Here is a 25449-nt window from a genome sequence, read left to right as displayed (position 1 = left end):
GACCACCTGCCCCGCAGGACCGGTCAGCTGCAGGGCTGGTCGGCTGGCTCGTGGTCGTGGGCGCGTGCCCGGTCGATCAGCCAGAGTCCGTTGACCTTGCTGAACCGGTAGTCCAGAGACCACCTCGTGCACGTCTCCTCCGGCCGGTCCGCCGGGCCGTCCCCTGCATCCTGCTGGCTCTGGAACCTCAGCCAGACCACCGGTTCCCCGGCCGCGTCCAGGGAGACGTCTCCGACCTCGAAGTCGGTGTCGTCGGCACTCTTAACCCGCTTGGCGAACTCCTCCACGGACACCGGGTGGGCCAGCTGGGCCAGGGCAGTCGGGTAGTCGCCGTTGTTGACGGACGCGAAGTAGATCCGCAGGGTCTGGAACGCCTGCTGGGCGATGTCCTGGGGGTACTGGTCCGCGGGCATCTGCTCGCCGTCGGGTCCGGTGACGTCCGAGCAGTCCGGGGGCGTGGTCGACCGGGGGCTCGACGTCCACCGGTCGACGCTCTCCTGCGCAGTCGCGGCAGCGACCGCGAGCCGGTCACCCTGCTGTTCTCCCGACTTGGCCCCCTGGTCGTTCACGTAGTCCGTCTGCGCGTCCACCAGGCCGACGACCTGGCCCCGGGCGTTGATCACGGGCCCGCCGCTGTTGCCGTGGTTGGCGGCGAAGTCGAGCTCCAGCAGGCCGTGCCTGGTGACGCCCTCGATGGTCTGCTTCCGGTCCAGGCTGTTGACCGATCCCGGCTTGAAGGACAGCGGCTCGCCGCGGGTGAAGCCCAGGGCGGCCACTTCGTCGCCGACCTCAGGGCTGTCCGAGGACCATGACAGCGGCTTCCCCGGCACGTCGACCGAGGTCCGTACCAGGGCGACGTCAGCCTGGGCGTCGAGTCCGATGACCGTGCCGGACGTGGACATGCTGCCGTCGATCACCCGCACGACCTGGGCGCCCTCGACGACGTGGGCGACCGTCGCGACCAGCCGCTCCCCGACGACGAACCCTGATCCCTGGCTCGCGCCCTCGCAGGTCGCGACCTCCATCCGCACCACCCCGCTCCGCACCCGTGCGAAGGCCGACTTCAGCGTCGGGGGCTGGCTGCTGGGCGAGGTGGCGACGCTGGTGCTGGTCGTCGGCGTGGACGGGGTGACGGTGGAGGTCGTCGGTGGGCCCTGGGTGACCGTGACCGTGGTCGTCCCGTGGTCCGCAGTGCCGGCGGAGCATGCAGCGAGCGACGCCAGCACCGCGACGGGCAGCACCACCCCGAGTCCATGTCGCATGTTCGACCCCCGATGAGAACGTCACTGACCGGACCCACGCACCGTCCCACGGGGCCACCACCACCGAATCGGCTGTTTCCCGCAGGTCAGGTACGTCGTTCGCCGGAAGTGCGCCACCCCGCGGGCCCCGACCCGCGAGTGCACGAGGACGGCGCCCGACCGGGCAACGTCCCGTTAACGTGCGTCTCCTATGCTCGTCACCGTGAGCCAGACCGAAGCGCAGACGCCGACCACGAAGTCGACCCGCATCCTCGTCGCCGAGGACGAGGCCCTCATCCGGCTCGACCTCGCGGAGATGCTCGCCGAGGCGGGGTACGAGGTGGTCGGCCAGGCGAGCAACGGCGAGCAGGCCGTGGAGATGGCCAAGGAGCTCACCCCCGACCTCGTCATCATGGACGTGAAGATGCCCGTCATGGACGGCATCACCGCCGCCGAGGAGATCGGCGCCGCGAAGATCTGCCCGGTCGTCATGCTCACGGCGTTCAGCCAGACCGAGCTCGTCGAGCGCGCCCGCGACGCCGGCGTGATGGCCTACATCGTCAAGCCGTTCACCGCCTCCGACCTCGCCCCTGCCATCGACATCGCCCGGCACCGCTGGACCGAGGTCAAGGCGCTCGAGAGCGAGATCGCCGACCTCGGTGAGCGCCTGGAGACGCGCAAGGCCGTCGACCGGGCCAAGGGCATCCTCATGAAGAAGCTCAAGGTGTCCGAGGCCGAGGCGTTCCGCTGGATCCAGAAGACGGCCATGGACCGCCGGCTGGGTATGCGCGAGGTCGCCGACGCGGTCGTCAGCGGCATGGACAAGGCCTGAGCGGTGACGGTGCAGGTGCGGTCGGCCACTGCGGCCGACGCATCAACGCTGGCCCGCGTGGCCGCGGCGACGTTCGCTCTGGCGTGCCCGCCGCACACCACCCAGGCCTCGATCGAGAGGTTCATCGCGACGGTCCTGTCGCAGGAGTGCTTCGAGGGCTACCTCGCCGACCCGCAGCGCGACCTCTTCCTCGCCGAGGACGCCGGTGAGGCCACCGGGTACGCCATGCTCGTGACGGGGGAGCCCGCCGACCCGGACGTGCGCGCCGCGGTGCGCCACCACCCCACGTCCGAGCTGAGCAAGATCTACGTGCTGCCGGACCGGCACGGCGCCGGCACCAGCCACCTGCTCATGCAGGCCTGCCTCGACGCCGCCCGCCGCCGGGGCTCCCTCGGGGCGTGGCTCGGGGTCAACCAGCTCAACGCCCGGGCTCAGCGCTTCTACACCAAGAGCGGCTTCGAACGGGTGGGCACCAAGCGCTTCCTGGTGGGCGACCGCTACGAGGACGACTACGTCTACGAGCAGGGGCTGTGACCGCTGCCGGCACCCCCGCGGCACTGCTCGTCGGGCCGAAACACGGGCTGTCGCAGGCAAGCCCATTCACATCGGGAGGCGAGTCTTGTTGAAGTCTTCACGAACTCGCGGCGATGGCCCTAGAGTCCTACGTCTGGCGGGTTGCGAAACCCGCCGGCGGTCTTCGGGGGAGCCGCGCACACAGGAGTCATACCGTCGACGATGGAGGAACCGGTGAGCCGTCCCGCGATCAGTGTCCGACGTGTGCGTGACGACGAGCAGCGCTCCTTCACCGAGCTGTGGATGTCCTCCCGGGTCGAGGCCGGGGCCAGCCCCGAGGTCGCCGCCCGGGCCGCGTCCGAGGGCCGTGTCGCCGCCGCGCTGACGCGTGAGGACGTGCGGGCCTACATCGCCGTGGCCGACGGCCGCCCCGTGGGCTTCGCCGTCGCGGCCACGAGCCCGTTCTCGGCACTCACCGAGGCGCCCTGCGTGACCATCGACCAGCTCTACGTCGTGCCCGAGGCCCGCAAGCACGGCGTCGCCAAGCAGCTCATGGGCGCGGTGAGCCTGTATGCCGACTCGCGCGGCTGCGACCAGATCGGCTGCAACGTGCCGGCCCAGGACCGCGACGCCAACCGCTTCTTCGCCCGCCTCGGCTTCAGCTCGCAGGTGGTCCGTCGCATCACGACGGTCTCGGCCCTGCGCCGCAGGCTCGGGGCCGCCGACGAGCAGCGCCAGCACAGCCTGGACGCCCTGCTGCACCGCCGCCGCTCGCTGCGGGCGCGTGCTGCCGCGTCGGCCAACCGCCTCGCGGGCTGACGGCCGACGACCTCAGGCGCCCGGAGCGGCGTCGCGGATCAGGCAGGTGATCCGGCACGTGCAGACGCGCCGGTCCTCCTCGTCGGTGATGACGACCTCGTAGCTCGCCAGGGTGCCCCCCAGCGACAGCGCGGTCGCCGTGCCCGTGACGTACCCGGAGCGGGCCGCCCTGTGGTGCGTGGCGTTGATGTCGAGGCCGACGGCGATGCGGGAGGGACCTGCGTGCAGGGCCGCGCCGATGGAGCCCAGCGACTCGGCCAGCACGACCGAGGCCCCACCGTGCAGGAGGCCGTAGGGCTGGGTGTTGCCCTCCACGGGCATGCGGCCGACGACACGCTCCGGCGTCCCCTCGAGCACCTCGATGTGCATGCGGTGCAGCAGCGAGTCGGGGTTCAGGTCCGCGATGGCCTGCAGGGTCGAGGCGAAGTCGTTGGTGTCGGTCACGGGCAATAGGCTGCCATGCGTGAGTCGACTCCTCCTCCTCGACGGTCATTCCCTTGCCTACCGGGCGTTCTTCGCGCTGCCCGTCGAGAACTTCTCGACGAGCACCGGACAGCACACCAACGCCGTCTACGGCTTCACGTCGATGCTCATCAACGTCCTGCGCGACGAGCAGCCGACACACGTCGCCGTGGCGTTCGACGTCAGCCGCAAGACGTTCCGCAGCGAGGAGTACGCCGACTACAAGGCAACGCGGTCGGCCACGCCGAGCGAGTTCCAAGGCCAGGTCGCCCTCGTCCGCGAGGTGCTCGACGCCCTCAAGATCCGCCACGTGCAGCTCGACGGTTTCGAGGCCGACGACGTCATCGCCACGCTGACCACCCAGGCCACCGCGCAGGGCATGGACGTCGTCATCTGCACGGGCGACCGCGACGCCTTCCAGCTCGTCTCCGACAAGGTCACGCTGCTCTACCCCGTGCGCGGGGTGTCCGAGGTCTGGCGCATGGACCCCAAGGCCGTGGAGGAGAAGTACCTCGTCGCGCCCGAGCGCTACAGCGACCTCGCTGCGCTCGTCGGTGAGACCAGCGACAACCTCCCCGGCGTGCCGGGTGTCGGCCCGAAGACGGCCGCCAAGTGGCTCGGCCTCTACGGCGACCTGCAGGGCGTCGTGGCCCACGCCGGGGAGATCAAGGGCAAGGCGGGGGAGTCGCTGCGCGAGCACCTCAACGGCGTGCTGCGCAACCGCCGCCTCAACCACCTGCTTCGCGACCTCGAGCTCCCGGTGACCATCGACGAGCTCGCCCGGCAGAACTGGGACCGCGAGCAGGTGCACACCGTCTTCGACAGCCTCGAGTTCAGGGTGCTGCGCGACCGGCTGTTCGAGTACCTCGAGGCCCCGCAGGAGGAGGCCGACCACGGGTTCGAGGTCGAGGGCAGCGTGCTCGACGCCGACACCGGTGCAGCCTTCTTCGGCGACGGCGTCCACGGGAAGCGGCTGCCCGCCGGGCTCGCGGTCACCGGTCACTACCGGGCAGGTGCGGGGGAGGCACTGGCCGTCGCGGTGGCCCCGGGCGAGGGGCCTGCCGGGTACCTCGACCTCACGACCGCCGACCCGGCGACCGAGGCGGCGCTCGCCGCCTGGCTCGCCGACCCCGACGCACCCAAGATCCTGCACGACGCCAAGTGGCAGCTGCAGGCCCTCGCCGAGCGCGGCCTCGAGCTGCGCGGGGTCGTCATGGACACCGCCCTCGCCGCCTACCTCGTGCGCCCCGACCAGCGCTCGTACGACCTCGGCGACCTCGTGCTGCGCAACCTCGGCCGGGAGCTGCGGGCCGAGACCCCCGACTCCGGCCAGGGGCTGCTCGACTTCGCCGCCGACGACGACGCCGTGGCTCGTGAGGCGATGATCCGGGCGCGGGCAGTGCTCGACCTGGGGGCGGCCCTGGAGGAGCAGCTCGAGGCCACCGGCGGCACCGAGCTGCAGCGTGACGTGGAGCTGCCGCTCGAGCGGGTCCTCGCGGAGATGGAGCGCACCGGCATCGCCGCCGACACCGCTGTCATGGACGAGCTCGAGAAGGACTTCGCCGCCAAGGTGCGCGAGGCCCAGCAGGACGCCTACGACGCCATCGGCGGCGACCAGATCAACCTCGGGTCGCCCAAGCAGCTCCAGGTCGTGCTCTTCGAGACCCTCGGCCTGCCCAAGACGCGCCGCACCAAGACCGGCTACACCACCGACGCCGACGCCCTGACCGACCTGTTCACCAAGACCGAGCACCCGTTCCTCGAGGCGCTGCTGCGCCACCGCGACGCCTCGCGGCTGCGCGTCACGGTCGAGGGCCTGCAGAAGTCCGTCGCCGGTGACGGCCGCATCCACACGACCTACCAGCAGACCATCGCTGCGACCGGTCGGCTCTCGTCCACCGACCCCAACCTGCAGAACATCCCGATCCGCACCGACGCCGGACGTCGCATCCGCGAGGTGTTCGTCGTGGGTGAGGGCTACGAGTCGCTGCTGTCCGCGGACTACAGCCAGATCGAGATGCGCATCATGGCCCACCTGTCGGGCGACGAGGGCCTCATCGAGGCGTTCCGGACGGGGGAGGACCTGCACCGCTTCGTCGGCTCGCGGGTGTTCTCGGTGGAGCCGCAGGACGTCACGCCGGCCATGCGCTCCAAGGTCAAGGCGATGTCCTACGGGCTCGCCTACGGCCTGTCGGCCTTCGGGCTGTCCAAGCAGCTCACCATCTCCACGGGCGAGGCGCAGGGGCTCATGGACGAGTACTTCGCGCGCTTCGGTGGCGTCCGCGACTACCTCACGGAGGTGGTGGCCGAGGCACGCGGCACCGGCTACACCCAGACCATGCTCGGCCGGCGGCGCTACCTGCCCGACCTGACGTCCGACAACCGCCAGCGGCGCGAGATGGCGGAGCGGATGGCGCTCAACGCCCCGATCCAGGGCTCGGCCGCCGACATCATCAAGATCGCCATGCTGCGCGTGGACCGCGCCCTGGCCGAGGCAGGGGCCAGGTCCCGGCAGCTGCTCCAGGTCCACGACGAGCTCGTCCTGGAGGTCGCCCCGGGGGAGGCCGCCGACGTCGAGGCCCTGGTGCGCCGGGAGATGGGCGGCGCGGTCGAGATGGACGTGCCGCTGGAGGTCAGCGTCGGGGTCGGCCGGTCCTGGCACGACGCCGCCCACTGACGGGACCCTGAGGGGGCGCTGAACGGTCGCTGAGGCACCGCTGGGGGGCGGCCGGCGCGGGCAGGGAGGCTGTTTCCGTCCCGGGGGCGGCGCCGACGCGCCATACAGGAATTTCGCGAATGCACCACCTGTGGCCAACCGTCCCGTCTACTCTTCGGTAACCATTCGCACCCGCCAACGGACGCCGGGTGCTTTTACTGTGAGGTGGACATGCGACGGAGCCTGATCGCCGGGCTTGTGCTGGCCGTGTTTGCGGCCCTGATCATCGGTCTGGGGGAGCTCTTCGGGCTCGACCTCCAGCACGTGGCACTGATGGGGGCCGCCCTCGGCGGTGTGCTCGGCCTGGTGCCGCACCCCCACGCCCTGGGCAGGCTGGGCGGCTTCGCCGTCGGCTTCGTCCTGGCCTGGATCGGCTTCGCACTGCGCGCTGCGCTGCTGCCCGACTCGGCCGCCGGACGCGCCGTGGCGGCCTTCCTCGTCGTGGCGCTGGTCGCCGTCGCGTGCTCGGTGAGCGCTGGACGCCTCCCGCTGTGGAGCGGCCTGCTGGGTGCGGCAGCGATCGTCGGTGCCTACGAGGAGACCTACACCAACGCCCCGTCGCAGTTCCTCAAGGAGGCCCCGACGGCCGCGACGACCGTGCTGTTCGCCGTGGCCCTCGGCTACCTGGCCACGTCGCTGGTCGCCGAGGGGCTGGGAGCCTCGGCGCCCGCCGCCACCACCGCACGTGACGACTCCGAAGGCCTCGACGGCCTCTTCGCAGGGGAGACCAAGTGATGCTGAAGAAGAAGACGATCGTCGGCACCGGAGCTGCGTTCTTCGCGGTGCCCGCTGCCCTGGTGCTCGCCTGTCAGCCCGCGTTCGCCGCCTCGTCCGGTGACGTGCTGGTCTCCAACACCGAGACCATCCAGGCCTACCTCGACGCCAGCGGACACGTGGACACCTCGCGGGTCTACGAGCAGGTGGCCATGCAGGGCAAGGGCACGGTCGACCTGTCCAACCCGGTCGAGACCAACGGGCTGCGCAACCTCGACGGTTTCGGCGGCTTCCAGGTCAAGAACGGCAACATGGTCGGCACCTACACCGTCGACGGCGAGAAGCGCCTGCGCTCGGTCAGCGACTACACCAAGAAGCTGCCGCTCAAGGTCGAGGTCACCTACACGCTCGACGGCAAGACCGTGAAGCCCGGCGACGTCGTCGGCCGCAGCGGCATCCTCAAGGTCCAGTACACCGTCACCAACATGACGGGCCAGACGCAGACGGTGTCCTTCGACGACGGCACCGGCAAGACCACGTCGGCGAGCGAGGAGGTCGTGATCCCGATCGTGGGCTCGCTGTCCACCGTGCTCCCCTCGACCTTCACCGACGTCAAGTCCGCCGAGGCCAACATCGCCGGTGACGGCCGCGGCGGCACGAAGATGTCGTTCACCATGACCCTCTTCGGGCCCATCGGGAAGCCGCAGGCCACCTTCGGCTACGAGGCGAAGATCACCGACGGCGTCGTGCCGAAGGCCTCCATCTCGGCCCTGCCCGTGAGCCCCCTCGACAGCCCGTCGTTCAAGGGCGGTGCCGACTCGTACAAGGGCGGCGCGGAGACCGGTTCGACCCTCACCGCGGGTGCGACCGAGATCGACGCCAACCTGCTCAAGCTGCGCGACGGCGCCGGCGACCTGCTCGCCGGGCTCATCAAGCTGCGCGACGGGGCCGACAAGCTCAACACCGGCCTCACCGGTCAGGCAGCCCCGGGCGCCAAGGCGCTGGCCGCCGGCGCAGGCCAGCTCAAGGACGGCACCAGCCAGCTCAGCGGTGGCGTGGGCCAGCTCGACGACGGGGCCAAGAAGCTGGCCGACGGCTCGAAGGCACTCTCCGGGGGTGCGGGCCAGCTCAAGTCGGGCGCCGCGCAGGCGAAGGACGGCTCGGCGCAGGTGGCCGGCGGCGCCAACCAGGTCGCCGACGGGTCGGCGCAGCTGGCCGACGGCCTCGCCCTCATCCAGGACGGCGTCGCCAAGCTGCCGGAGAACCCGGACGTCGCGGATGGCGTCGCCCAACTCAAGGACGCGCTGACCGCGGTCCAGAAGGGCATCGGTTCTGCAACTCAGACCGGCACGATCCTTTGGGGCATCGCCCAGATGCAGGACGGCGCCGGGACGATGACGGCCGGTCTCGACCACCCCAAGGGCGCGCTCGGCCCGACGGACCCCGGTGGCGTCAAGCAGGTCCTCAACCAGCTCCTCGACAAGCTCGACACGAACAGCCAGACGGCTCCGGGCGCCAAGCAGGCCCTTACCGCCATCCTCTACAACCTTGATCACGCTGCCCCACCTGCCTCCCCGACTGACATTGGAGGCAAGCAGGCGATCATCGCTCTGCAGGGGGCCCTGGGATGTCCCGACAACCAGAACACAACTCCGAGCAGTCTCACGGACTTGTGCACCGTGATCGCTCCCACGGTGGCTGACCCAAAGGTTATGCAAGCTGTTCAGGCGAAGGTCACCCTGTCGAAGCTGCGCGCCGGCCTGGGCTCGCAGGATGTTGCAGCCCAGACCGCCCTCTACGGCTTGAAGACCATCCTCGACAACATCGGCTCGCGTGACGTCCCGGGTGAGACCGCCCTGTACGCGCTGAACGAGCTCGTCGCCGGTGTGGGTGACAAGTCCACGGACGGCACGCTGCTCTACGGCCTCGACCAGATCAGCGGAGGGCTGGACAAGGTCAAGCTCGGTATCAGCAACCCGAACTGCAAGCTGGACGACCCGACCAACACCAAGAACCCCTGCGGCATCAATCAGGTCCAGGGCCTGGTCGCGGCGGGCATCGACCAGCTCGTCGCCGGGATCGCGGACAGCCTCTCCGGAGTCCTCGGTGAGGCGTCCACGGGAGCGGACGACCTGGCGGCCGGTGCCGACCAGCTCGCCGGTGGCGCGGCGCAGCTCGACTCGGGCCTCGGTGACCTCTCCGCAGGCGCGGGTCAGCTCGACGACGGAGCCAAGCAGCTCTCGGACGGCGCAGGGCAGCTCGCGGATGGGACCGGGACGGCTCGGGCGGGCGCGAGCAAGCTCGACGCCGGTGCGGGTGACCTCCGTACGGGTGCGGACCAGCTCTCCAGTGGTCTGGGCGACGCAGCCGACGGTTCGAGCCAGCTCGCGGACGGCCTGAAGCAGGCCGCGGGCGGTGCCCCGAAGCTCAAGGACGGTGCGCAGAAGCTGTCCGACGAGGGCACCAAGAAGCTCGTCGCCGCCGGCAAGTCGACCGCTGCCGACTACGGCCAGAAGTACGCCCTCATCGTGGCCGGCGCCGAGCGCGCCAAGACCGAGGGCATGGCGTACGGCGCCCCGGCCGACGCGGTGGGCAACACGGCGTACTCCTACGAGCTCGCCGGCGCCGACGGTGAGGGTGGCCGCAACGTCGGTCGCGGCCTCGGCGCGGTTGCCGCGTTCGGGCTCGCGGGCGGCGCCGCCTTCCTCCGCCGGCGGTTCGTCTGACGCAGGTCAGGGCCGAGGGCCTGGAGGGCTGAGGGCCTGACAGGCTGAGGCAACGCACGAGAGAGGGCGGTCCCGTTCGGGACCGCCCTCTCCTCGTCTCCCGGTCCGCCCACCCCCTGCGTGGGGGTCAGGCGGCGCCGATGAGGCGGAGCTACGTCAGGCCGGCGACGGCGACGGCTGGGTGCGCCCCGTCTCGGCGTTGCCGCCCTCGTGGGCCTCCTCCGCGGTCAGCGGCTGGGCGATGCTCTCCAACGACTGGCCCTCGGCCTTGACGCCGAGGAAGGCCTCCGCGAGACCGCCGAGGACCATCAGGGCCGCGCCCAGGAAGTACCCGACCGCGAGTCCGGTGATGTCCTTGGACGCGGAGGCGTTGTCGATGAGCTTGCCGAACAGGAGGGGACCGCTGATGCCACCCGCAGCAGTGCCGATGGCGTAGAAGAACGCGATGCACAGGGCGCGCGTCTCGAGCGGGAACACCTCGCTGGCGGTGAGGTAGGCGGCACTGGCCCCGGCCGAGGCGAAGAAGAAGATCACGACGCCGAAGACGGTCAGGGTCACGGCGCTGAGGCCGCCGAGGCTGAAGCCCGCGATGGCCAGCAGCACCCCGGAGAGGATGTAGGTGCCGGCGATCATGCGCACCCGGCCGATGGAGTCGAACAGTGGGCTGAGCAGCAGGGCACCGGCGAAGTTGCTCACGGCGAAGACCGCGATGTACCACCCGGTCTGCTTGACCCCGAAGAAGGTGGTCAGGCTGTCGCCGTAGGTGAAGAAGAACGCGTTGTAGAGGAAGGCTTGGCCCACGAAGAGGGCGAAGCACAGGATGGTGCGCTTCGGGTACAGCGTGAACACGGTCTTGGCGATCTCCGGGATGGAGATCGTGCGGCGCTGGCGGATGGTGATCGGCTCGTCGCCGACGGCGGGCAGCTCGTGACCGGACTCCTCGTGCACGGTGTGCTCGATGTCCTTGACGATCTTCTCGCCCTCCTCCTCACGGCCGTGGATGAAGAGCCACCGCGGGCTCTCGGGGACGTGGCGTCGCACGATGAGGATCCCGACGGCGAGCACCGCGCCGAGGCCGAAGGCCAGGCGCCACCCGAGTGCCGGGTCGAGCACCTTCGGGTCGAGCAGCGGGATGGTGAGGAGGGAGCCGATCGCGGCGCCGATCCAGAAGGAGCCGTTGATGGCCACGTCGACGCGGCCCCGGTACTTCTTGGGGATCAGCTCGTCGATCGCCGAGTTGATGGCGGCGTACTCCCCGCCGATGCCCATGCCGGTGATGAACCGGGCGACGAAGTACCACAGCGGCGTGGGGGAGAAGGCCGTGAGCACCGTGGCGAAGATGTAGACGCCCAGGGTCAGCAGGAAGAGCTTCTTGCGACCGAAGCGGTCCGTGAGCTGCCCGAAGAGCAGTGCTCCCAGGCACGCGCCGGCCACGTAGACGGCACCGGCGAGGCCGATGTCGGAGCTGCTCAGGCCGAGTCCGGTGTTCGCCGGCTTGAGGGCCTCGGACATGGACCCGACGATGGTGACCTCGAGCCCGTCGAGGATCCACACGGTGCCCAGCCCGATGACGACCATCCAGTGCCACCGGGCCCAGGGGAGGCGGTCCAGCCTCGCGGGGATGTCGGTGGTGATGCGTCCTGTCTCGACGTCTGACGCCACAGGTTCCTCCTCGTTGAGTCGACGTCGCGCCACCACCGGTCAGGTGGAGCGCCGCATCGACGCTAGAACCAACCGGGACAACTCGCACGTCGAGCAGCGCACCCGTTTCCGGCGAAGAGGCAGGTCAGGGGCGGTAGCAGACGAAGATCGCCGTGCCCGGGAGCAGCCGTCCGCGCAGGGGCGACCAGCCGCCCCAGGACTGCTCGTTGCGCTCGGGCCACGGCGGCTCGACGAGGTCGACGAGGAACAGCCCGGCGCCGACGAGCTCGCGCACCCGGTCCCCGAGCGTGCGGTGGTGCTCGACGTACGTCGCCTCCCCGTCGGAGTCGCTCTCGACGTACGGCGTGCGGTCGAAGTAGGACTGGGTCGCCGTGAGCCCGTCGGGACCGGGGTCGTCGGGGAAGGCCCACCGCACCGGGTGGGTCGTGGAGAAGACGAACCGGCCACCGGGCCGCAGGACGCGGGCCACCTCCCGCATGAGCAGGGCCGTGTCGGCCACGAAGGGCACGGCGCCGTACGCGGTGAACACGAGGTCGAAGGCGTGGTCGGCGAAGGGGAGGGCCACGGCGTCGGCCTGGGCGAACGGCACGGCCACGGGGCCGGGGCCTCCGGGCGATGTCGACCTCAGGTTGAGGTCGAGGCCCTGGCGCACCATCCCGGCGGACAGGTCGGTGGCGACCACGCGGCCGCCGTGCCGCGCCACCCAGCGCGACCCCTGGCCGGCACCGGCCCCGATCTCGAGCACCTGCCTTCCGGCCACGTCGCCGAGCAGGGTGAGCTCGTCCTCGCGCCAGCCCTCGGGGCCCCACACGAGCTCGGTGTCACCGAGGAAGCTGCCGTGCTCCGCGTAGTACCCGCCCGCCTCGGCGTCCCACCAGGACCGGTTCGCGACGGCAGTCTCCTCCGCTCCCGCCTCCCGGCGGCTGACCTGCGCAAACTCGTCCACGGCTGCTCCGTTCGTGTTTTGACCGTGCGGGGACCGCCTCGGTAGTGTGGGGGAGCACATCCGTGTGCGGGTTTCGTCGTGCCGCCGTTCGCGGGGCGCCCGGTGCGCGCACACAACACCCACTTCTATTCACTGTCCATCATCGGAGTTCCTACTACATGACTGCCAGCACGGTCGAGAAGACCGCCCCTCAGATCGCCATCAACGACATTGGCTCTGAGGAAGACCTCCTTGCCGCCATCGACGCGACCATCAAGGACTTCAACGACGGCGACATCGTCGAGGGTCGCATCGTCAAGGTCGACCGGGACGAGGTCCTGCTCGACATCGGCTACAAGACTGAGGGTGTCATCCCCTCGCGCGAGCTCTCCATCAAGCACGACGTCGACCCCTCTGAGGTCGTCAGCGTCGGCGACGAGGTCGAGGCCCTTGTCCTCCAGAAGGAGGACAAGGAAGGTCGCCTGATCCTGTCCAAGAAGCGTGCGCAGTACGAGCGCGCCTGGGGCACGATCGAGAAGATCAAGGAAGAGGACGGCGTCGTCACCGGCACCGTCATCGAGGTCGTCAAGGGTGGCCTCATCCTCGACATCGGCCTGCGTGGCTTCCTGCCCGCGTCCCTCGTCGAGATGCGTCGCGTCCGCGACCTCCAGCCCTACGTGGGCAAGGAGATCGAGGCCAAGATCATCGAGCTCGACAAGAACCGCAACAACGTGGTCCTGTCGCGCCGTGCCTGGCTCGAGCAGACGCAGTCCGAGGTCCGCACCACGTTCCTCAAGGAGCTCCAGAAGGGGCAGGTCCGCTCCGGCGTCGTGTCCTCGATCGTCAACTTCGGTGCGTTCGTGGACCTCGGCGGGGTCGACGGCCTCGTCCACGTCTCCGAGCTGTCCTGGAAGCACATCGACCACCCGTCCGAGGTCGTCGAGGTGGGCCAGGAGGTCACCGTCGAGGTGCTCGACGTCGACATGGACCGCGAGCGTGTCTCCCTGTCGCTCAAGGCGACGCAGGAGGACCCGTGGCAGCACTTCGCCCGGACCCACGCGATCGGCCAGGTCGTCCCGGGCAAGGTCACCAAGCTCGTCCCGTTCGGTGCGTTCGTGCGCGTCGACGACGGCATCGAGGGCCTGGTCCACATCTCCGAGCTGGCCGAGCGCCACGTGGAGTTGCCGGAGCAGGTCGTCACGGTCGGTTCCGACATCTTCGTCAAGGTCATCGACATCGACCTCGAGCGTCGCCGGATCTCGCTGAGCCTCAAGCAGGCCAACGACGACAGCGCGCCCGTCGCCGAGTTCGACCCGACCCTCTACGGCATGGCCGCGGAGTACGACGAGCAGGGCAACTACAAGTACCCCGAGGGCTTCGACCCCGAGACCAACGAGTGGCTCGAGGGCTACGAGACCCAGCGCGAGAAGTGGGAGAAGCAGTACGCCGAGGCCCACGCCCGCTGGGAGGCCCACAAGGCCCAGGTCGAGGAGGCCACCAAGGCCGACGCCGAGGCTGCGGCCAACGCTGGTGCTGCGACGTCCTACTCGTCCGACTCGGGCTCGTCCTCGTCCGACAGCGACTCGGGCAGCAGCCGCCCGGCTGCTCCGGTCTCCGAGGGCACCCTGGCCTCCGACGAGGCCCTCGCCGCGCTGCGCGAGAAGCTCACCGGCAACTGAGGCCCACGTACGGCGCGCACCACGGTGCGCGACGTACCGGCTCCGAGAGGCCCGGTTCCCCTGTTGGGGGGAGCCGGGCCTCTCGGCGTACCCGGGGCACGTGGTGTCCGGTTAGGGTGCGGCAGTGCCCTTCACGCCTGCCCACGTCGCCGCGGTCCTGCCCGTCGTGGGCCGACGCGCGAGGTACGTGGTCCCCGCCGCGTGGGTCGTCGGGTCGATGTCTCCCGACCTCGTGTACTTCACGCCCATCGGGTGGGTCCGCCCGCTGTCGCACTCGCTCACCGGTCTGCTCACCCTCGACCCGGCCATCGGCCTCGCCGTCCTGGTCGCGTGGTGGGGCCTCGTGGCACCGGCGTTCCGTGACGTGCTCCCACGGCCGTGGCGGGCGCGCGTCCCGGTGTGGGGACCCCCGTCCCCGGACCGTTGGCCGTGGGTCGTCGTGGGACTGTTCGCCGGCTCCCTGACCCACGTCGCGTGGGACGCCTTCACCCACCACGACGGCTGGGTCGTCCGGAGGGTGCCGGCCCTCGACGAGCCGCTGCTGGGGGCCCAGCCCGCGTACTCGGTGCTGCAGGACGCGTCGGGATTGGTCGGCATGGCGGTCCTCGTGGTCTGGGCGTGGGTCGTCCTGCAGCGCGCAGCACCCGTGCACGATGCGACCGCGGTGCTGTCTGCTCGCGAGCGTGCCCTGGTCCGGGTGACGGCAGTGGCCCTCCCCGTCCTGCTGTGCACCGGGCTCACGGCGTTGGAGGTGCCCAGCCACGCGCACCTGGTCAACGCGCTGTTCCTGGGTTTCACGCGGGCCGTGGGGTTCACGGCCGTGGCGGCCGTGGTGGCCTCGGGTGGCTGGTGGCGCCTGCGTCGGCGCCGGGCGGTGCGCAGCGCCGTCAGCGTGTGAGGATGGGGCCATGGCTCGAACCATCGCGACCAACACCGACGTCGACCTCGAGGGGCTGCTGGAGTTCGTCCGGCCCCGCCACCACATGGTCCTCATCACGACCCGTGCCGACGGACGGCCGCAGTCCTCGCCCGTGACCGGGGGAGTCGACGACAGCGGACGGCTGGTCATCTCCAGCTACCGCGAGCGGGCCAAGACCGCCAACCTCCGCAAGCGGCCGCAGGCGAGTGTCCTCGTACTGTCGGACGACTTCGGCGGTGCCTGGGTCCAGGTGGACGGCGACGCTGAGGTCATCGACGCCCGTGACGACGTGGAGCCCTTCGTCGAGTACTTCCGCAACATCTCGGGCGAGCACCCCGACTGGGACGAGTACCGCCAGGCCATGGTGACCCAGGACAAGTCGCTGTTGCGCGTCACCCCGACGCGGTGGGGGCCGGTCGCCACCGGCGGCTTCCCCGCGCACCTCGCCGACAGCTGACTTCCTCGTAGTCCTCAGGGGCCGGTGCCGGTCCCTGCCCCCGCGGTGCTCGTAGTCCGCTGGACGGACCTCGCAACTCGCCCAAATAGGGGCGCTCTCCACCTCTCGCGCCAAAAGCATTGCGCCTGCTGGCATTTCGTCGACCGCGCCTCCTCGCGACCGAGGTCTCGGCGTGTCCTTACCGCGGCCGAATCGAGACCCAGGGGTCATTGACCGTGGTCAGGGGCGGGTCGAGACTGCGGGTAGAGGAGATGGTGTCCCATGGCTCCTGACCACGGCCGCAACACAGCGAGGACTCGTCCTCGGCGCGGGCTTCCGGCCGTGGATCGGACTTCGCTGGTCGTCAGATGACCGACCACCCGAGGGACACCGGACCCCAGCGTGACGCCCCGGTCGACACCCTGGACTCCGACCTGGCCATCCGGGCCGAGACCGCGGAGAAGGCCATCGCAGGGCGAACCCCCGCCCAGCTCGCCCGGGCGCGCCTGGGGCGCGACAAGATCACCATGGGAGTCCTCACGGTGGTGGTGCTGGCTGTCGTCGTGGCCGTCGTGGCGCCGCTGCTGTCCAGGCTCGGGGTCCTCGACCCCAACTCGTTCCACGGCGAGCTCATCGACCCCAACACCGGTGGCCTGCCGAAGTCGGGCACGCCCGGGGGGATGAGCCTGTCGCACCCGTTGGGCCTGGAGCCGGGGACGGGGCGCGACGTCCTGTCGCGGATCCTGCTCGGGATGACCTTCTCGATGATCGTCTCGCTCTCGGCCACCGTCATCTCGATCGTCGGGGGCACCGCCCTCGGGGTCGTGGCAGGGTTCCGTGGGGGCAAGTCGGACTTCTTCATCACCCGCTTCATCGACATGATGCTGTCCTTCCCGCAGACGCTGATGCTCCTGGCGTTGTCGGGGATGTTCATCCAGCGGCTCACGTCGCTCGGTGTGCCGGCGGGCAACCCCAGCAACGGGCTCTACATCATCCTGGTGCTCGGGATCTTCGCGATCCCGTACATCGCCAGGATCATCCGGGGCCAGGTGCTCTCATTGCGCGAGCGCGAGTTCATCGAGGCGGCCCGGAGCCTCGGGGCCAGGAACGGCCGCATCTACGTCAAGGAGCTGGTCCCGAACCTCTGGGCCCCGATCCTCGTCTACTTCACCCTGCTCCTGCCGGTGAACGTCTCCGCGGAGGCCACCCTGAGCTTCCTCGGGGTGGGCATCCAACCGCCCACCCCCACGCTGGGCAACATCCTGAAGTACTCGGTGAACTACGCCCCGGCGGACTTCACCTTCTTCTTCTACCCCGCCCTGACCATCGCGGTCCTGGTGATCTCGTTCAGCCTGCTGGGCGACGGGCTTCGGGATGCCTTCGACCCGAAGGCCGGACGGTGAAACCCAACACGGGACGCGTTGCGCCCCAACACTTCTCGCGCTGAGCCGGCGCGGGCCGAGCGCATCGACACGATCGGTGCAGAGATCTAAGGAGAGCACATGATGATCACGAGGAATGGTGCGCTGACACTCCTGGCCGCCGGCTCGGTGCTTGCCATGGCTGCCTGCAGTGGCACCACCGCCCCGTCGTCGAGCGGCAGCGGGGGAGCAGCCGGCACCGCGAAGGGGGGCACGCTCTACTACCTGACCAAGCGGTCCGCGGAGCACCTGGACCCCCAGCGCACGTACATCGGTCGCGACCTGGCCAACGAGAACCGGCTCTTCTACCGCGACCTGGTGTCGTTCCCGATCGAGACCGACGTCAAGAAGGGCACCACGCCCGTACCCGACCTCGCCACCGACACCGGGACCTCCACCGAGGGCGGCAAGGTGTGGTCCTTCACGCTCAAGGACGGCGTCAAGTGGCAGGACGGGAAGCCGATCACCTGTGAGGACCTCAAGTACGGCTTCTCCCGCGGCTTCGCCACCGACGTGATCACGGGTGGACCCAACTATGCGCTGGCCTACCTCGACGTGCCGAACAAGAACGGTCTCCCGGTCTACAACGGGCCGTACAAGAAGGCGGGGCAGGCGGAGTTCGACAAGGCCGTGACCTGCGAGGGCAAGAAGATCACCTACCACTTCAACAAGCCGTGGGCCGACTTCCCGCTCGCCATCGCGTCGCTGCGCAGCTTCGCCCCCTACCGGGCCGACCAGGACAAGGGCGACCAGTCCAACTACGCGATCTTCTCCGACGGGCCCTACATGATCCAGGGCACGTGGAAGAAGGGCGTCGGTGGCACGTTCGTGCGCAACCCGAACTGGGACCCCAAGGAGGACACCCTGCGCAAGGCGCTCCCCGACAAGATCGTCTTCATCGAGGGCCTGACCGAGGAGATCATCGCGCAGCGGCTGATCGCGGACAGCGGCAACGACAAGTACGCGGTGACCGACCGCAACGTCCCGCCGGCGTTCTACAGCCAGGTCGACAGCAACCCGGCCGTGAAGGCACGCAGCACCCTGGTCGACGCGCCGTTCGTCGACTACGTCCTGCCCAACTTCAACCGCGTGAAGAACCTCAAGGTCCGCGAGGCCCTGAAGATGTCGACGGACCGGCAGGGCTACATCACCGCGCGCGGTGGCGACAAGTACGGGCGCCCGGCGAAGTCCATCGTCAACCCGGTCCTCATCGGCTACAAGGACAACCCGAACTTCACCGCCCCACCCACCGGCGACCCGGCCGCGGCGAAGCAGCTTCTGCAGCAGGCGGGTGTGCCCATGCCGTACCCCATCACCTACACCTACCAGGGCGGCACCCCGGCCAGTGACAACTCGGCCGCCGCGCTCAAGGCTGGCTGGGACAAGGCCGGCTTCAAGGTGACCCTGGACGCCCTGACCGACACCTACTACGACGTCATCCAGAACCCGTCCAACAACAAGTCCGACGTGATGTGGGGCGGCTGGGGCGCTGACTGGCCCACTCAGGCGACCGTGACGCCACCGCTGTTCGACGCCCGGATCAACCTCACTCCGAAGTCGAACGGGCAGGACTACGGCAACTACAGCAGCGACGCGGCGAACAAGCTGATCGACGAGGCGGCCGCCAAGCCCGACGTGCAGTCGGCGGCGGCGGTGCTCAACAAGCTCGACGACCTCCTCGGCCAGGACGTCGCGTACGTCCCGCTGTCGGTCGACCGCTTCTTCTTCCTCCACGGGTCGGGCGTGACGAACTACATGCAGACGCCCGCCTCCAACGGCTACCCGGAGCTGGGTTCCATCGGGGTGAAGACCAAGTAGTAGCACCACCCGTGGGAGGGCGCCCGCCCTCCCACGGTCCCGCCCACCGAGTGAGGGGGTGCTGTGTTCGCCTACGTCGTCCGTCGCGTGGTCACCGGCATCGTGATGCTCTTCGTCATGTCGGCCGTCACGTACCTGCTGTTCTTCTCCGGCGGTGCCGACCCGGCCCGCTTCACCTGTGGCAAGAACTGCACCCCGGAGCTCATCGAGCAGAACCGCAGGGCGCTGGGCTACGACAAGCCGGTCGTCGCGCAGTACGCGGACTTCGTCAAGGGCGTCTTCGTCGGTCGCGAGTTCCCCGACGACCCCGCCCTCAAGAAGACGGCCCCGCAGACCATCGCGAAGTGCCCGGCACCGTGCCTCGGCTACTCGCCGCTGATGAACGACAACGTCACGTCCATCCTCATGAGCAAGCTGCCGGTCACGGCCTCACTGGCCTTCGCCGCCTTCATCATGTGGATGGTGCTCGGCGTCTCGGGCGGGGTCATCGCGGCGCTCAGGAAGGGGCGGTTCACCGACCGCGCCCTCGTGGGCACCTCCCTGGTCTTCTATGCCTTCCCCACGTTCTTCGTGGGCCTGACGCTGTACATCTACGTCGCCATCAAGTGGCAGCTGACACCGGTGCCGGTCTACACACCCTTCAGCGAGAGCCCGGCGTCGTGGCTGATGGGCCTGGTGCTCCCCGGCCTCACCCTGGCGCTGTTCTTCATGGCGGCGTACGTGCGGCTGACACGCGCCTTCGTGATCGAGTCGATGGGGGAGGACTACATCCGCACCGCGGTGGCCAAGGGCCTGCCGAAGCGCAAGATCCTCCTCAAGCACACCATGCGCGCGGCCCTGACCCCGATCGCCACCATCGCGGGGCTGGACCTGGGCGGGCTGCTCGCGGGCGCCATCGTCACCGAGACGGTGTTCAACTACGACGGCCTCGGGAAGCTGGCCGTGCAGGCGTCGACGACGTTCGACCTGCCGGTCGACGTGGGCATCGTCATCGTCGCCGCGTTCTTCGTCATCACCGCCAACATCATCGTGGACGTGCTGTACGCGTTCATCGACCCGCGCGTGAGGCTCGGCTGATGTGCCCGGCGAGCAGGGGAGGGGTGAGTCGTCGATGAGTACTGCGCTCAGCGTCGAGAGCGAGGAGAGGCTACCGCGCGGCGACGTGCTGCTGTCGGTGCGTGACCTGCGCGTGCGGTTCCCCACCGAGGACGGCCTGGTCAAGGCGGTCGACGGCTTGAGCTTCGATCTCAGGCAGGGGGAGACCCTCGGCATCGTCGGCGAGTCGGGGTCGGGCAAGTCCGTCACGAGCCAGGCGATCATGGGGCTGTACCGCGGGACGCGGGCCGAGATCTCGGGCCTGATCTCCTTCGACGGCGTGGACCTGCTGGGCCTCGCCGACGAGGACCTGCGTCGTCGACGGGGCAAGGACGTCGCGATGGTCTTCCAGGACCCGCTCTCGGCCCTGCACCCCTACTACACCGTGGGCAACCAGGTCGTGGAGGCGTACCGGGTGCACCACGACACGACCAAGGCGGCGGCCCGGCAGCGCGCGATCGACATGCTCGACAGGGTCGGGATCCCCAACCCGGCCAAGCGGATCGACCAGTACCCCCACGAGTTCTCGGGCGGGATGCGACAGCGGGCCATGATCGCCATGGCGCTCGTCAACGACCCGCGCCTGGTCATCGCCGACGAGCCGACCACCGCCCTGGACGTCACCGTCCAGGCGCAGATCCTCGACCTGCTCGTGGGGCTGCAGAAGGAGTTCGGCTCCTCGATCATCATCATCACTCACGACCTCGGCGTGGTCGCGGAGATGGCGAACGAGATCCTCGTGATGTATGCCGGCCGCGCGGTCGAGCGGGGCGAGGCCGAGGAGCTCTTCTACGCCCCCGAGCACCCGTACACGTGGGGCCTGCTGCAGTCGATGCCCCGGATGGACCGGCTGCGCATCGAGCGGCTGCGCCCCATCCCGGGCAACCCGCCCTCGCTCATCTCGCCGCCCTCCGGCTGCGCGTTCCACCCGCGCTGCACGTTCAGGGACGACGCCCGTCTCGGGTGCGCCCAGGTGGAGCCCGGCTTCGAGGCGGACGCGCCGCACCCCGTACGGTGCCTCATCCCGCGGGACGAGCGGACCCGCACCTTCCAGACGCAGATCAGGCCCTCGCTGTGAACGCCACCCCGTCCCCCGAGGTGCCGTCCGGTCGGCCGGCGGAGGTGCCTTCCGGGGTGTCGCCCGGGGCGCGGCCCGACGAGGGGAGTACTGCCGGGCCGCCCGGACGCCGCCGCTTCAGCGGGCGCAGGACGGAGACCGGGAACCGCGTCGAGCTCGGGGAGGTCCTGCTCGAGGTCGAGGACCTCAAGAAGTACTTCCCGATGAAGACCTCCGGCCTCTTCCGACGACCGGCCGACCCGGTGAAGGCCGTCGACGGGATCTCGTTCCGCCTGCGCAAGGGGGAGACCCTGGGGGTCGTGGGGGAGTCCGGCTGCGGCAAGTCCACCGCGGGCCGCACCATCCTGCAGCTGCTGCCCCCCACCGCGGGCACCATCCGCTACAAGGGACGCGACATCACCGGCGTCACGGGGCACGACCTGCGGATGCTCCGGCTGGAGATGCAGATGATCTTCCAGGACCCGTACGGCTCGCTGAACCCCCGGCAGACCATCGGCTCGATCGTCGGGGCCCCCTTCGCCATCCAGCGGATCGACCCCGAGGGCGGGGTCAAGGCCGAGGTCCAGCGGCTCATGGAACGCGTCGGCCTGAACCCCGAGCACTACAACCGCTACCCGCACGAGTTCTCCGGGGGCCAGCGCCAGCGCATCGGGATCGCCCGGGCCATCGGGCTGCGCCCCTCCCTCATCGTCTGCGACGAGCCGGTGTCGGCGCTGGACGTGTCCATCCAGGCCCAGGTCGTGAACCTGCTGGAGGACATCCAGAACGACTTCGACCTCACCTACGTCTTCGTGGCCCACGACCTGTCGGTGGTCCGCCACATCAGCGACCGCGTGGCGGTCATGTACCTGGGCAAGATCATGGAGATGGCCGACCGCGACGAGCTGTACGGCGACCCCCTGCACCCGTACACCCAGGCCCTGCTGTCCGCGGTGCCGCTGCCCGACCCACGCAAGGAGAACAAGCGGGCGCGGATCCTGCTCACCGGTGACCTCCCGTCGCCGATCAACCCGCCGAGCGGCTGCGTCTTCCACACCCGGTGCCCGCGGTTCCGGGAGGAGCTGACCGAGCAGGAGCGCAAGCGGTGCGTCGAGGAGGTGCCGGCCCAGCTGCCGCTCGACGCGGACCACGGCGTGGCGTGCCACTACGCCGGTCCGGCGGCGGCGCCGGTCCTCTGAGGCGTCGCCTCGGTAGGGTGGCGCCATGCTGCGCGTGGGCCTCACCGGGGGCATCGGGTCCGGGAAGTCCACGGTGGCGGGGCGCCTCGCGGAGCTCGGTGCGGTCGTCGTCGACGCGGACGTGCTGGCCCGGGAGGTCGTGGCACCGGGGTCTGAGGGTCTCGCGGCCGTGGTCGAGCGTTTCGGGGACGGCGTCCTCGACGATCAGGGGACCCTCAACCGCCCGGCCCTCGGCGCCCTGGTGTTCGGCGACGACCGGGCGCGACGCGACCTCGAGGCGATCACGCACCCCCTCATCGCCCGGCGCACCGCCGAGCTGTTCGCCGCCGCTCCCGCCGACTCCGTCGTCGTCCACGACGTGCCCCTGCTCGTGGAGAAGCACATGGGCCCCGGCTACCACCTCGTGCTCGTGGTCGGCGCGACGGAGCAGACCCGCCTGCGGCGCCTCGCGGCCACCCGGGGCATGACCGAGGCCGACGCCCGCAGCCGGATCGGCGCGCAGGCGACCGACGAGCAGCGCCGTGCGGCAGCCGACGTCTGGCTCGACAACGACGGTCCCCGCGACGCCCTGCTGTCCCAGGTCGACATGCTCTGGCACCAGCGGCTCGTGCCCTTCGAGGCCAACGTGAGGCACCGGGTACGCGCCGAGCGGCCCGATCAGGTGGTCCTGCACGACCCCGACCCGACGTGGCCGGCACAGGCGGCGCGACAGCTCGCCCGGTTGCAGCGGGTGCTCGGCGACGTCGTCGTGACTGCCGATCACGTGGGCAGCACCGCGGTGCCGGGACTCGTCGCCAAGGACGTCGTCGACCTCCAGCTCGGCGTGCGACGTCTCGAGGACGTCGACGTCCCCTCCGTCGTGGCGGCCCTGGACGACGCGGGCTTCCCGCGGCCCGAGCAGACTGCCGAGGACCACGCCAAGGACGGGACCGCCTGGCCCAAGCGGTTCCTCGCCGGCGCCGACCCCGGTCGTCAGGTCAACGTGCACGTGCGCGAGGTGGGCGGCCCCGGGTGGCGCTGGGCTCTGCAGTTCCGCGACTGGATGCGTGCCGACCCGGTAGCGCGCGCGGAGTACGCCGCCGACAAGCAGCGCCTCGCCGGCCGTGGTGCGTCGCTCAGGGAGTACGCGGACGCCAAGGAACCGTGGTTCGACTCGGTGCACGAACGGGCGCAGGCGTGGGCCGTGCACAGTGGCTGGGAGCCGGGGCGTGGCTGAGCAGCCCGCTGCGCACGGCGACCACGACGACACGCGGCGCCCGGCCAGGGTGTACGGCGTGGGCGAGGAGCCCGACCCGCGCTTCTCGATGGCCAACGAGCGCACCGCCCTGGCGTGGATGCGTACCGCGCTGGCGCTCGTCGGTGGCGGCGTCGCCGTCGTCTCCCTGTCGAGCCTCGCGGGCATGCCCGGCTGGGCCCCGCTCGTGGGCGCGGCCTCCTGCCTCGGCGGTGGCGCGCTGGCCCTGCGCTCGGTCTCGGCCTGGGCCCGGGTGGAGCGCGCGCTGCGGCTGCGGCTCCCGCTCCCGGCGCCCAGGGCGCTGGCCATGCTGGCAGCCGGCGTGGTCGCCCTGGCGGTGCTGACGCTCGGGCTCTCCGTCGTCGAGCTCACCCACTGATGAGGCTGCCCGGCCCGCCTGCGGGGCAGCCGGCTGGACGTGGCCCGTTCCACCGGGGGCGCAGCGGACCGGCGGGTCACGTCCCGGGACGCGAGGCCCTCCAACCGGAACGCACCGCCCTCGCGTGGCAGCGGACCGCCGTCACCGCGCTGGTGTGCCTCGTGCCGCTGGTGTTCGTGGCCCTGCGCACGCACGTGACCGCGGTGGCCGTGGGAGCCGCCGCGGCGATGGCCGTGAGCGGGGTCCTGGTGTGGTCGGTGCACCGGCGGCTGGGGCAGCTCGGCGACGACACGCGCGGCTACTCCCCGTACACCCCCATGACGCTCGTGCTGGCCGTGACCGTCCTCTGCGCGGTGGGGGGTGCGGCAGTCGGGGTGAGCCTCTGGCTCAGGTGAGCCGTTCCTCGGCCCGCACGGGCACGAGGGGCAGGGCGGCCGCGGCAACGGCGCCCGCGAGGGCGAACGCCACGGCGTACCCGGCGTGCACCACCGCCAGCCCGGCGAGCGGCGGCACCATGGCCGCGACGAGGAACTGGCCGGTGTTCTGCACCCCCAGGGCGCGCCCGCTCCAGAACGGTCCGGCCCGTTCGGCCACCGCCGTGAATGCGAGTCCGTTGTCGGCCACGGTGACCACGGAGGCGACGACGAGCACCGCCACGGCCAGTCCCCAGCCGAGGCCGGTGGTGAGCGCGAGGGCGAGCATGGCCAGGACCGCGCCGCGGGCGACCCAAAGCAGGGGCCGCATCCGGCTGCCCACCCGGTCGGAGAGGTGCCCCACGGCGATGCGTCCCAGCGCCCCCGCGACCTGGGTGAGCGCGACCAGGGCTCCGGCCGCGCCCGGGGACCAGCCGCGGTCGTCGACGAGCCAGACCAGCGTGTAGGTCCACACCACGAACTGGGGCACGACGAGCAGCATCGAGACGCCGTGGACGCGGCCCAGGTAGCGGTCCCGGTGGTAGGGGTTGTCGGCCCGGACGGCGCGTCGAGAGGGCCGAGGCGGGTCGACCACGACCACGGCCACGAGGACCGCAGCCGCGGCAGCTGCCGCGGTGGGCACCCACAGGGCCGCGCCGATGCCGTGGTCGGCGGCCAGCACGGCCATGGTGACCGCCGCGACCCCGACGCCGAGGGGCTGGGCCATCTGCCGGATCCCCATGGCGAGGCCGCGACGGTGGGGTGGGAACCACCCAGCGATGACGCGACCGCTCGCGGCGTTGGCCGACGCGGCCGCCGCGCCCGCGAGGAACAGGGCCAGCGACAGGGCGACCGCGCCGTGCAGGACGGTGCCGGCGAGGCAGGCCAGCGCGGTGAGCGCCAGGCCGGTGACGAGGACGAGCCGCTCACCACGGCGGTCGACGAGCAGGCCCCACGCGACCAGCGTGAGCATCACGCCGACCACGGGTGCGGCACTGACCAGGCCGGCCTCGGCGAGCGACAGGCCCAGGCGACGCACGAGGACCGGGATGAGGAACGCAGGTCCGTGCAGGGCGGTCGCCGAGGCTGCCTGGGCCAGGGTGCTGGCCAGCAGCATCGCCCACCGCCGGGTCTCTCCGACGGCAGCTGTGTCCACCCCCGCAGTCAACGCGGGCAGCGGGGCGCTCGC

General features: G+C 70.6%; 22 protein-coding genes. 17 read left to right on the top strand and 5 right to left on the bottom strand.

Going from position 1 to position 25449, the window contains the following annotated elements:
* Positions 1 to 23: 23 nt before the first annotated feature.
* Positions 24 to 1262, bottom strand: a complete 1239-nt coding sequence (locus ABEA42_RS16445; protein ID WP_345504952.1) for a S1C family serine protease — start codon at positions 1260 to 1262, stop codon at positions 24 to 26.
* A 190-nt stretch (positions 1263 to 1452) separates the two neighbouring features.
* Here ABEA42_RS16445 and ABEA42_RS16440 point away from each other — a divergent pair, with 190 nt between their 5' ends.
* From ABEA42_RS16440 to ABEA42_RS16430, 3 genes are all read left to right on the top strand, one after another.
* A complete protein-coding gene (locus ABEA42_RS16440) occupies positions 1453 to 2073 on the top strand; it encodes an ANTAR domain-containing response regulator (RefSeq protein WP_345504951.1) in 621 nt (206 codons plus the stop codon).
* Between the two features lie 3 nt (positions 2074 to 2076).
* Positions 2077 to 2607 (top strand): GNAT family N-acetyltransferase, encoded by a 531-nt coding sequence (locus tag ABEA42_RS16435; RefSeq protein ID WP_345504950.1) that lies wholly within the window; start codon positions 2077 to 2079, stop codon positions 2605 to 2607.
* Positions 2608 to 2850: 243 nt separating this feature from the next.
* Entirely contained in the window at positions 2851 to 3405 is a 555-nt protein-coding gene (locus tag ABEA42_RS16430) for a GNAT family N-acetyltransferase (RefSeq protein WP_345504949.1), read from the top strand.
* A gap of 12 nt (positions 3406 to 3417) precedes the next feature.
* On the opposite strand, the gene ABEA42_RS16425 is transcribed toward ABEA42_RS16430, so the two are convergent.
* Entirely contained in the window at positions 3418 to 3849 is a 432-nt protein-coding gene (locus ABEA42_RS16425) for a PaaI family thioesterase (RefSeq protein WP_425572101.1), read from the bottom strand.
* 19 nt (positions 3850 to 3868) lie between these two features.
* Between ABEA42_RS16425 and polA the strand changes: the two genes are divergently transcribed.
* The 3 genes from polA to ABEA42_RS16410 all read left to right on the top strand — a co-directional run bounded on the left by polA (position 3869) and on the right by ABEA42_RS16410 (position 10023).
* Positions 3869 to 6544, top strand: coding sequence for a DNA polymerase I (gene polA / locus ABEA42_RS16420; RefSeq protein ID WP_345504948.1), 2676 nt, complete (start codon positions 3869 to 3871; stop codon positions 6542 to 6544).
* A gap of 210 nt (positions 6545 to 6754) precedes the next feature.
* Positions 6755 to 7318 carry a hypothetical protein gene (locus ABEA42_RS16415; RefSeq protein WP_345504947.1) on the top strand — a complete coding sequence of 188 codons (564 nt, stop codon included), beginning with the start codon at positions 6755 to 6757 and terminating at the stop codon, positions 7316 to 7318.
* The gene (locus ABEA42_RS16410; RefSeq protein ID WP_345505049.1) at positions 7318 to 10023 is read left to right on the top strand and encodes a hypothetical protein; all 2706 of its coding nucleotides are present in this window, start codon (positions 7318 to 7320) and stop codon (positions 10021 to 10023) included. The genes ABEA42_RS16415 and ABEA42_RS16410 overlap by 1 nt, the downstream gene beginning before the upstream one ends.
* Before the next feature lie 156 nt (positions 10024 to 10179).
* Here the strand turns inward: ABEA42_RS16410 and ABEA42_RS16405 are convergent, their stop codons facing one another.
* Positions 10180 to 11685 carry an MFS transporter gene (locus ABEA42_RS16405; protein ID WP_345504946.1) on the bottom strand — a complete coding sequence of 502 codons (1506 nt, stop codon included), beginning with the start codon at positions 11683 to 11685 and terminating at the stop codon, positions 10180 to 10182.
* Positions 11686 to 11809: 124 nt separating this feature from the next.
* Complete coding sequence (locus ABEA42_RS16400; protein ID WP_345504945.1) at positions 11810 to 12631, bottom strand: class I SAM-dependent methyltransferase; 822 nt, start codon at positions 12629 to 12631, stop codon at positions 11810 to 11812.
* 158 nt (positions 12632 to 12789) lie between these two features.
* On the opposite strand from ABEA42_RS16400, the gene rpsA reads away from it, so the two are divergent.
* From rpsA to ABEA42_RS16345, 11 genes are all read left to right on the top strand, one after another.
* The gene (rpsA, locus tag ABEA42_RS16395) at positions 12790 to 14289 is read left to right on the top strand and encodes a 30S ribosomal protein S1 (protein WP_345504944.1); all 1500 of its coding nucleotides are present in this window, start codon (positions 12790 to 12792) and stop codon (positions 14287 to 14289) included.
* A gap of 124 nt (positions 14290 to 14413) precedes the next feature.
* The gene (locus ABEA42_RS16390) at positions 14414 to 15187 is read left to right on the top strand and encodes a DUF4184 family protein (protein ID WP_345504943.1); all 774 of its coding nucleotides are present in this window, start codon (positions 14414 to 14416) and stop codon (positions 15185 to 15187) included.
* Between the two features lie 10 nt (positions 15188 to 15197).
* The gene (locus ABEA42_RS16385; RefSeq protein WP_345504942.1) at positions 15198 to 15665 is read left to right on the top strand and encodes a PPOX class F420-dependent oxidoreductase; all 468 of its coding nucleotides are present in this window, start codon (positions 15198 to 15200) and stop codon (positions 15663 to 15665) included.
* Positions 15666 to 16012: 347 nt separating this feature from the next.
* Complete coding sequence (locus tag ABEA42_RS16380; RefSeq protein WP_345504941.1) at positions 16013 to 17047, top strand: ABC transporter permease; 1035 nt, start codon at positions 16013 to 16015, stop codon at positions 17045 to 17047.
* Positions 17048 to 17149: 102 nt separating this feature from the next.
* Complete coding sequence (locus ABEA42_RS16375) at positions 17150 to 18883, top strand: ABC transporter substrate-binding protein (RefSeq protein ID WP_345504940.1); 1734 nt, start codon at positions 17150 to 17152, stop codon at positions 18881 to 18883.
* Positions 18884 to 18946: 63 nt separating this feature from the next.
* Complete coding sequence (locus ABEA42_RS16370; protein WP_345504939.1) at positions 18947 to 19960, top strand: ABC transporter permease; 1014 nt, start codon at positions 18947 to 18949, stop codon at positions 19958 to 19960.
* A 34-nt stretch (positions 19961 to 19994) separates the two neighbouring features.
* Positions 19995 to 21056 (top strand): ABC transporter ATP-binding protein, encoded by a 1062-nt coding sequence (locus ABEA42_RS16365; protein ID WP_345504938.1) that lies wholly within the window; start codon positions 19995 to 19997, stop codon positions 21054 to 21056.
* The gene (locus tag ABEA42_RS16360) at positions 21053 to 22234 is read left to right on the top strand and encodes an ABC transporter ATP-binding protein (protein ID WP_425572100.1); all 1182 of its coding nucleotides are present in this window, start codon (positions 21053 to 21055) and stop codon (positions 22232 to 22234) included. Before ABEA42_RS16365 ends, ABEA42_RS16360 begins: the two co-directional genes overlap by 4 nt.
* A 25-nt stretch (positions 22235 to 22259) precedes the next feature.
* A complete protein-coding gene (gene coaE, locus ABEA42_RS16355) occupies positions 22260 to 23450 on the top strand; it encodes a dephospho-CoA kinase (RefSeq protein ID WP_345504937.1) in 1191 nt (396 codons plus the stop codon).
* Positions 23443 to 23847, top strand: a complete 405-nt coding sequence (locus ABEA42_RS16350; RefSeq protein WP_345504936.1) for a YidH family protein — start codon at positions 23443 to 23445, stop codon at positions 23845 to 23847. The genes coaE and ABEA42_RS16350 overlap by 8 nt, the downstream gene beginning before the upstream one ends.
* Complete coding sequence (locus tag ABEA42_RS16345; protein WP_345504935.1) at positions 23847 to 24242, top strand: DUF202 domain-containing protein; 396 nt, start codon at positions 23847 to 23849, stop codon at positions 24240 to 24242. Before ABEA42_RS16350 ends, ABEA42_RS16345 begins: the two co-directional genes overlap by 1 nt.
* Here ABEA42_RS16345 and ABEA42_RS16340 read toward each other — a convergent pair.
* Entirely contained in the window at positions 24235 to 25416 is a 1182-nt protein-coding gene (locus ABEA42_RS16340) for an MFS transporter (RefSeq protein ID WP_345504934.1), read from the bottom strand. The genes ABEA42_RS16345 and ABEA42_RS16340 overlap by 8 nt on opposite strands.
* Positions 25417 to 25449: the final 33 nt, after the last annotated feature.

The organism is Pedococcus ginsenosidimutans (assembly GCF_039544395.1).
GTDB lineage: Bacteria > Actinomycetota > Actinomycetes > Actinomycetales > Dermatophilaceae > Pedococcus > Pedococcus ginsenosidimutans.
This window is presented reverse-complemented; position numbering and strand designations above follow the sequence as displayed.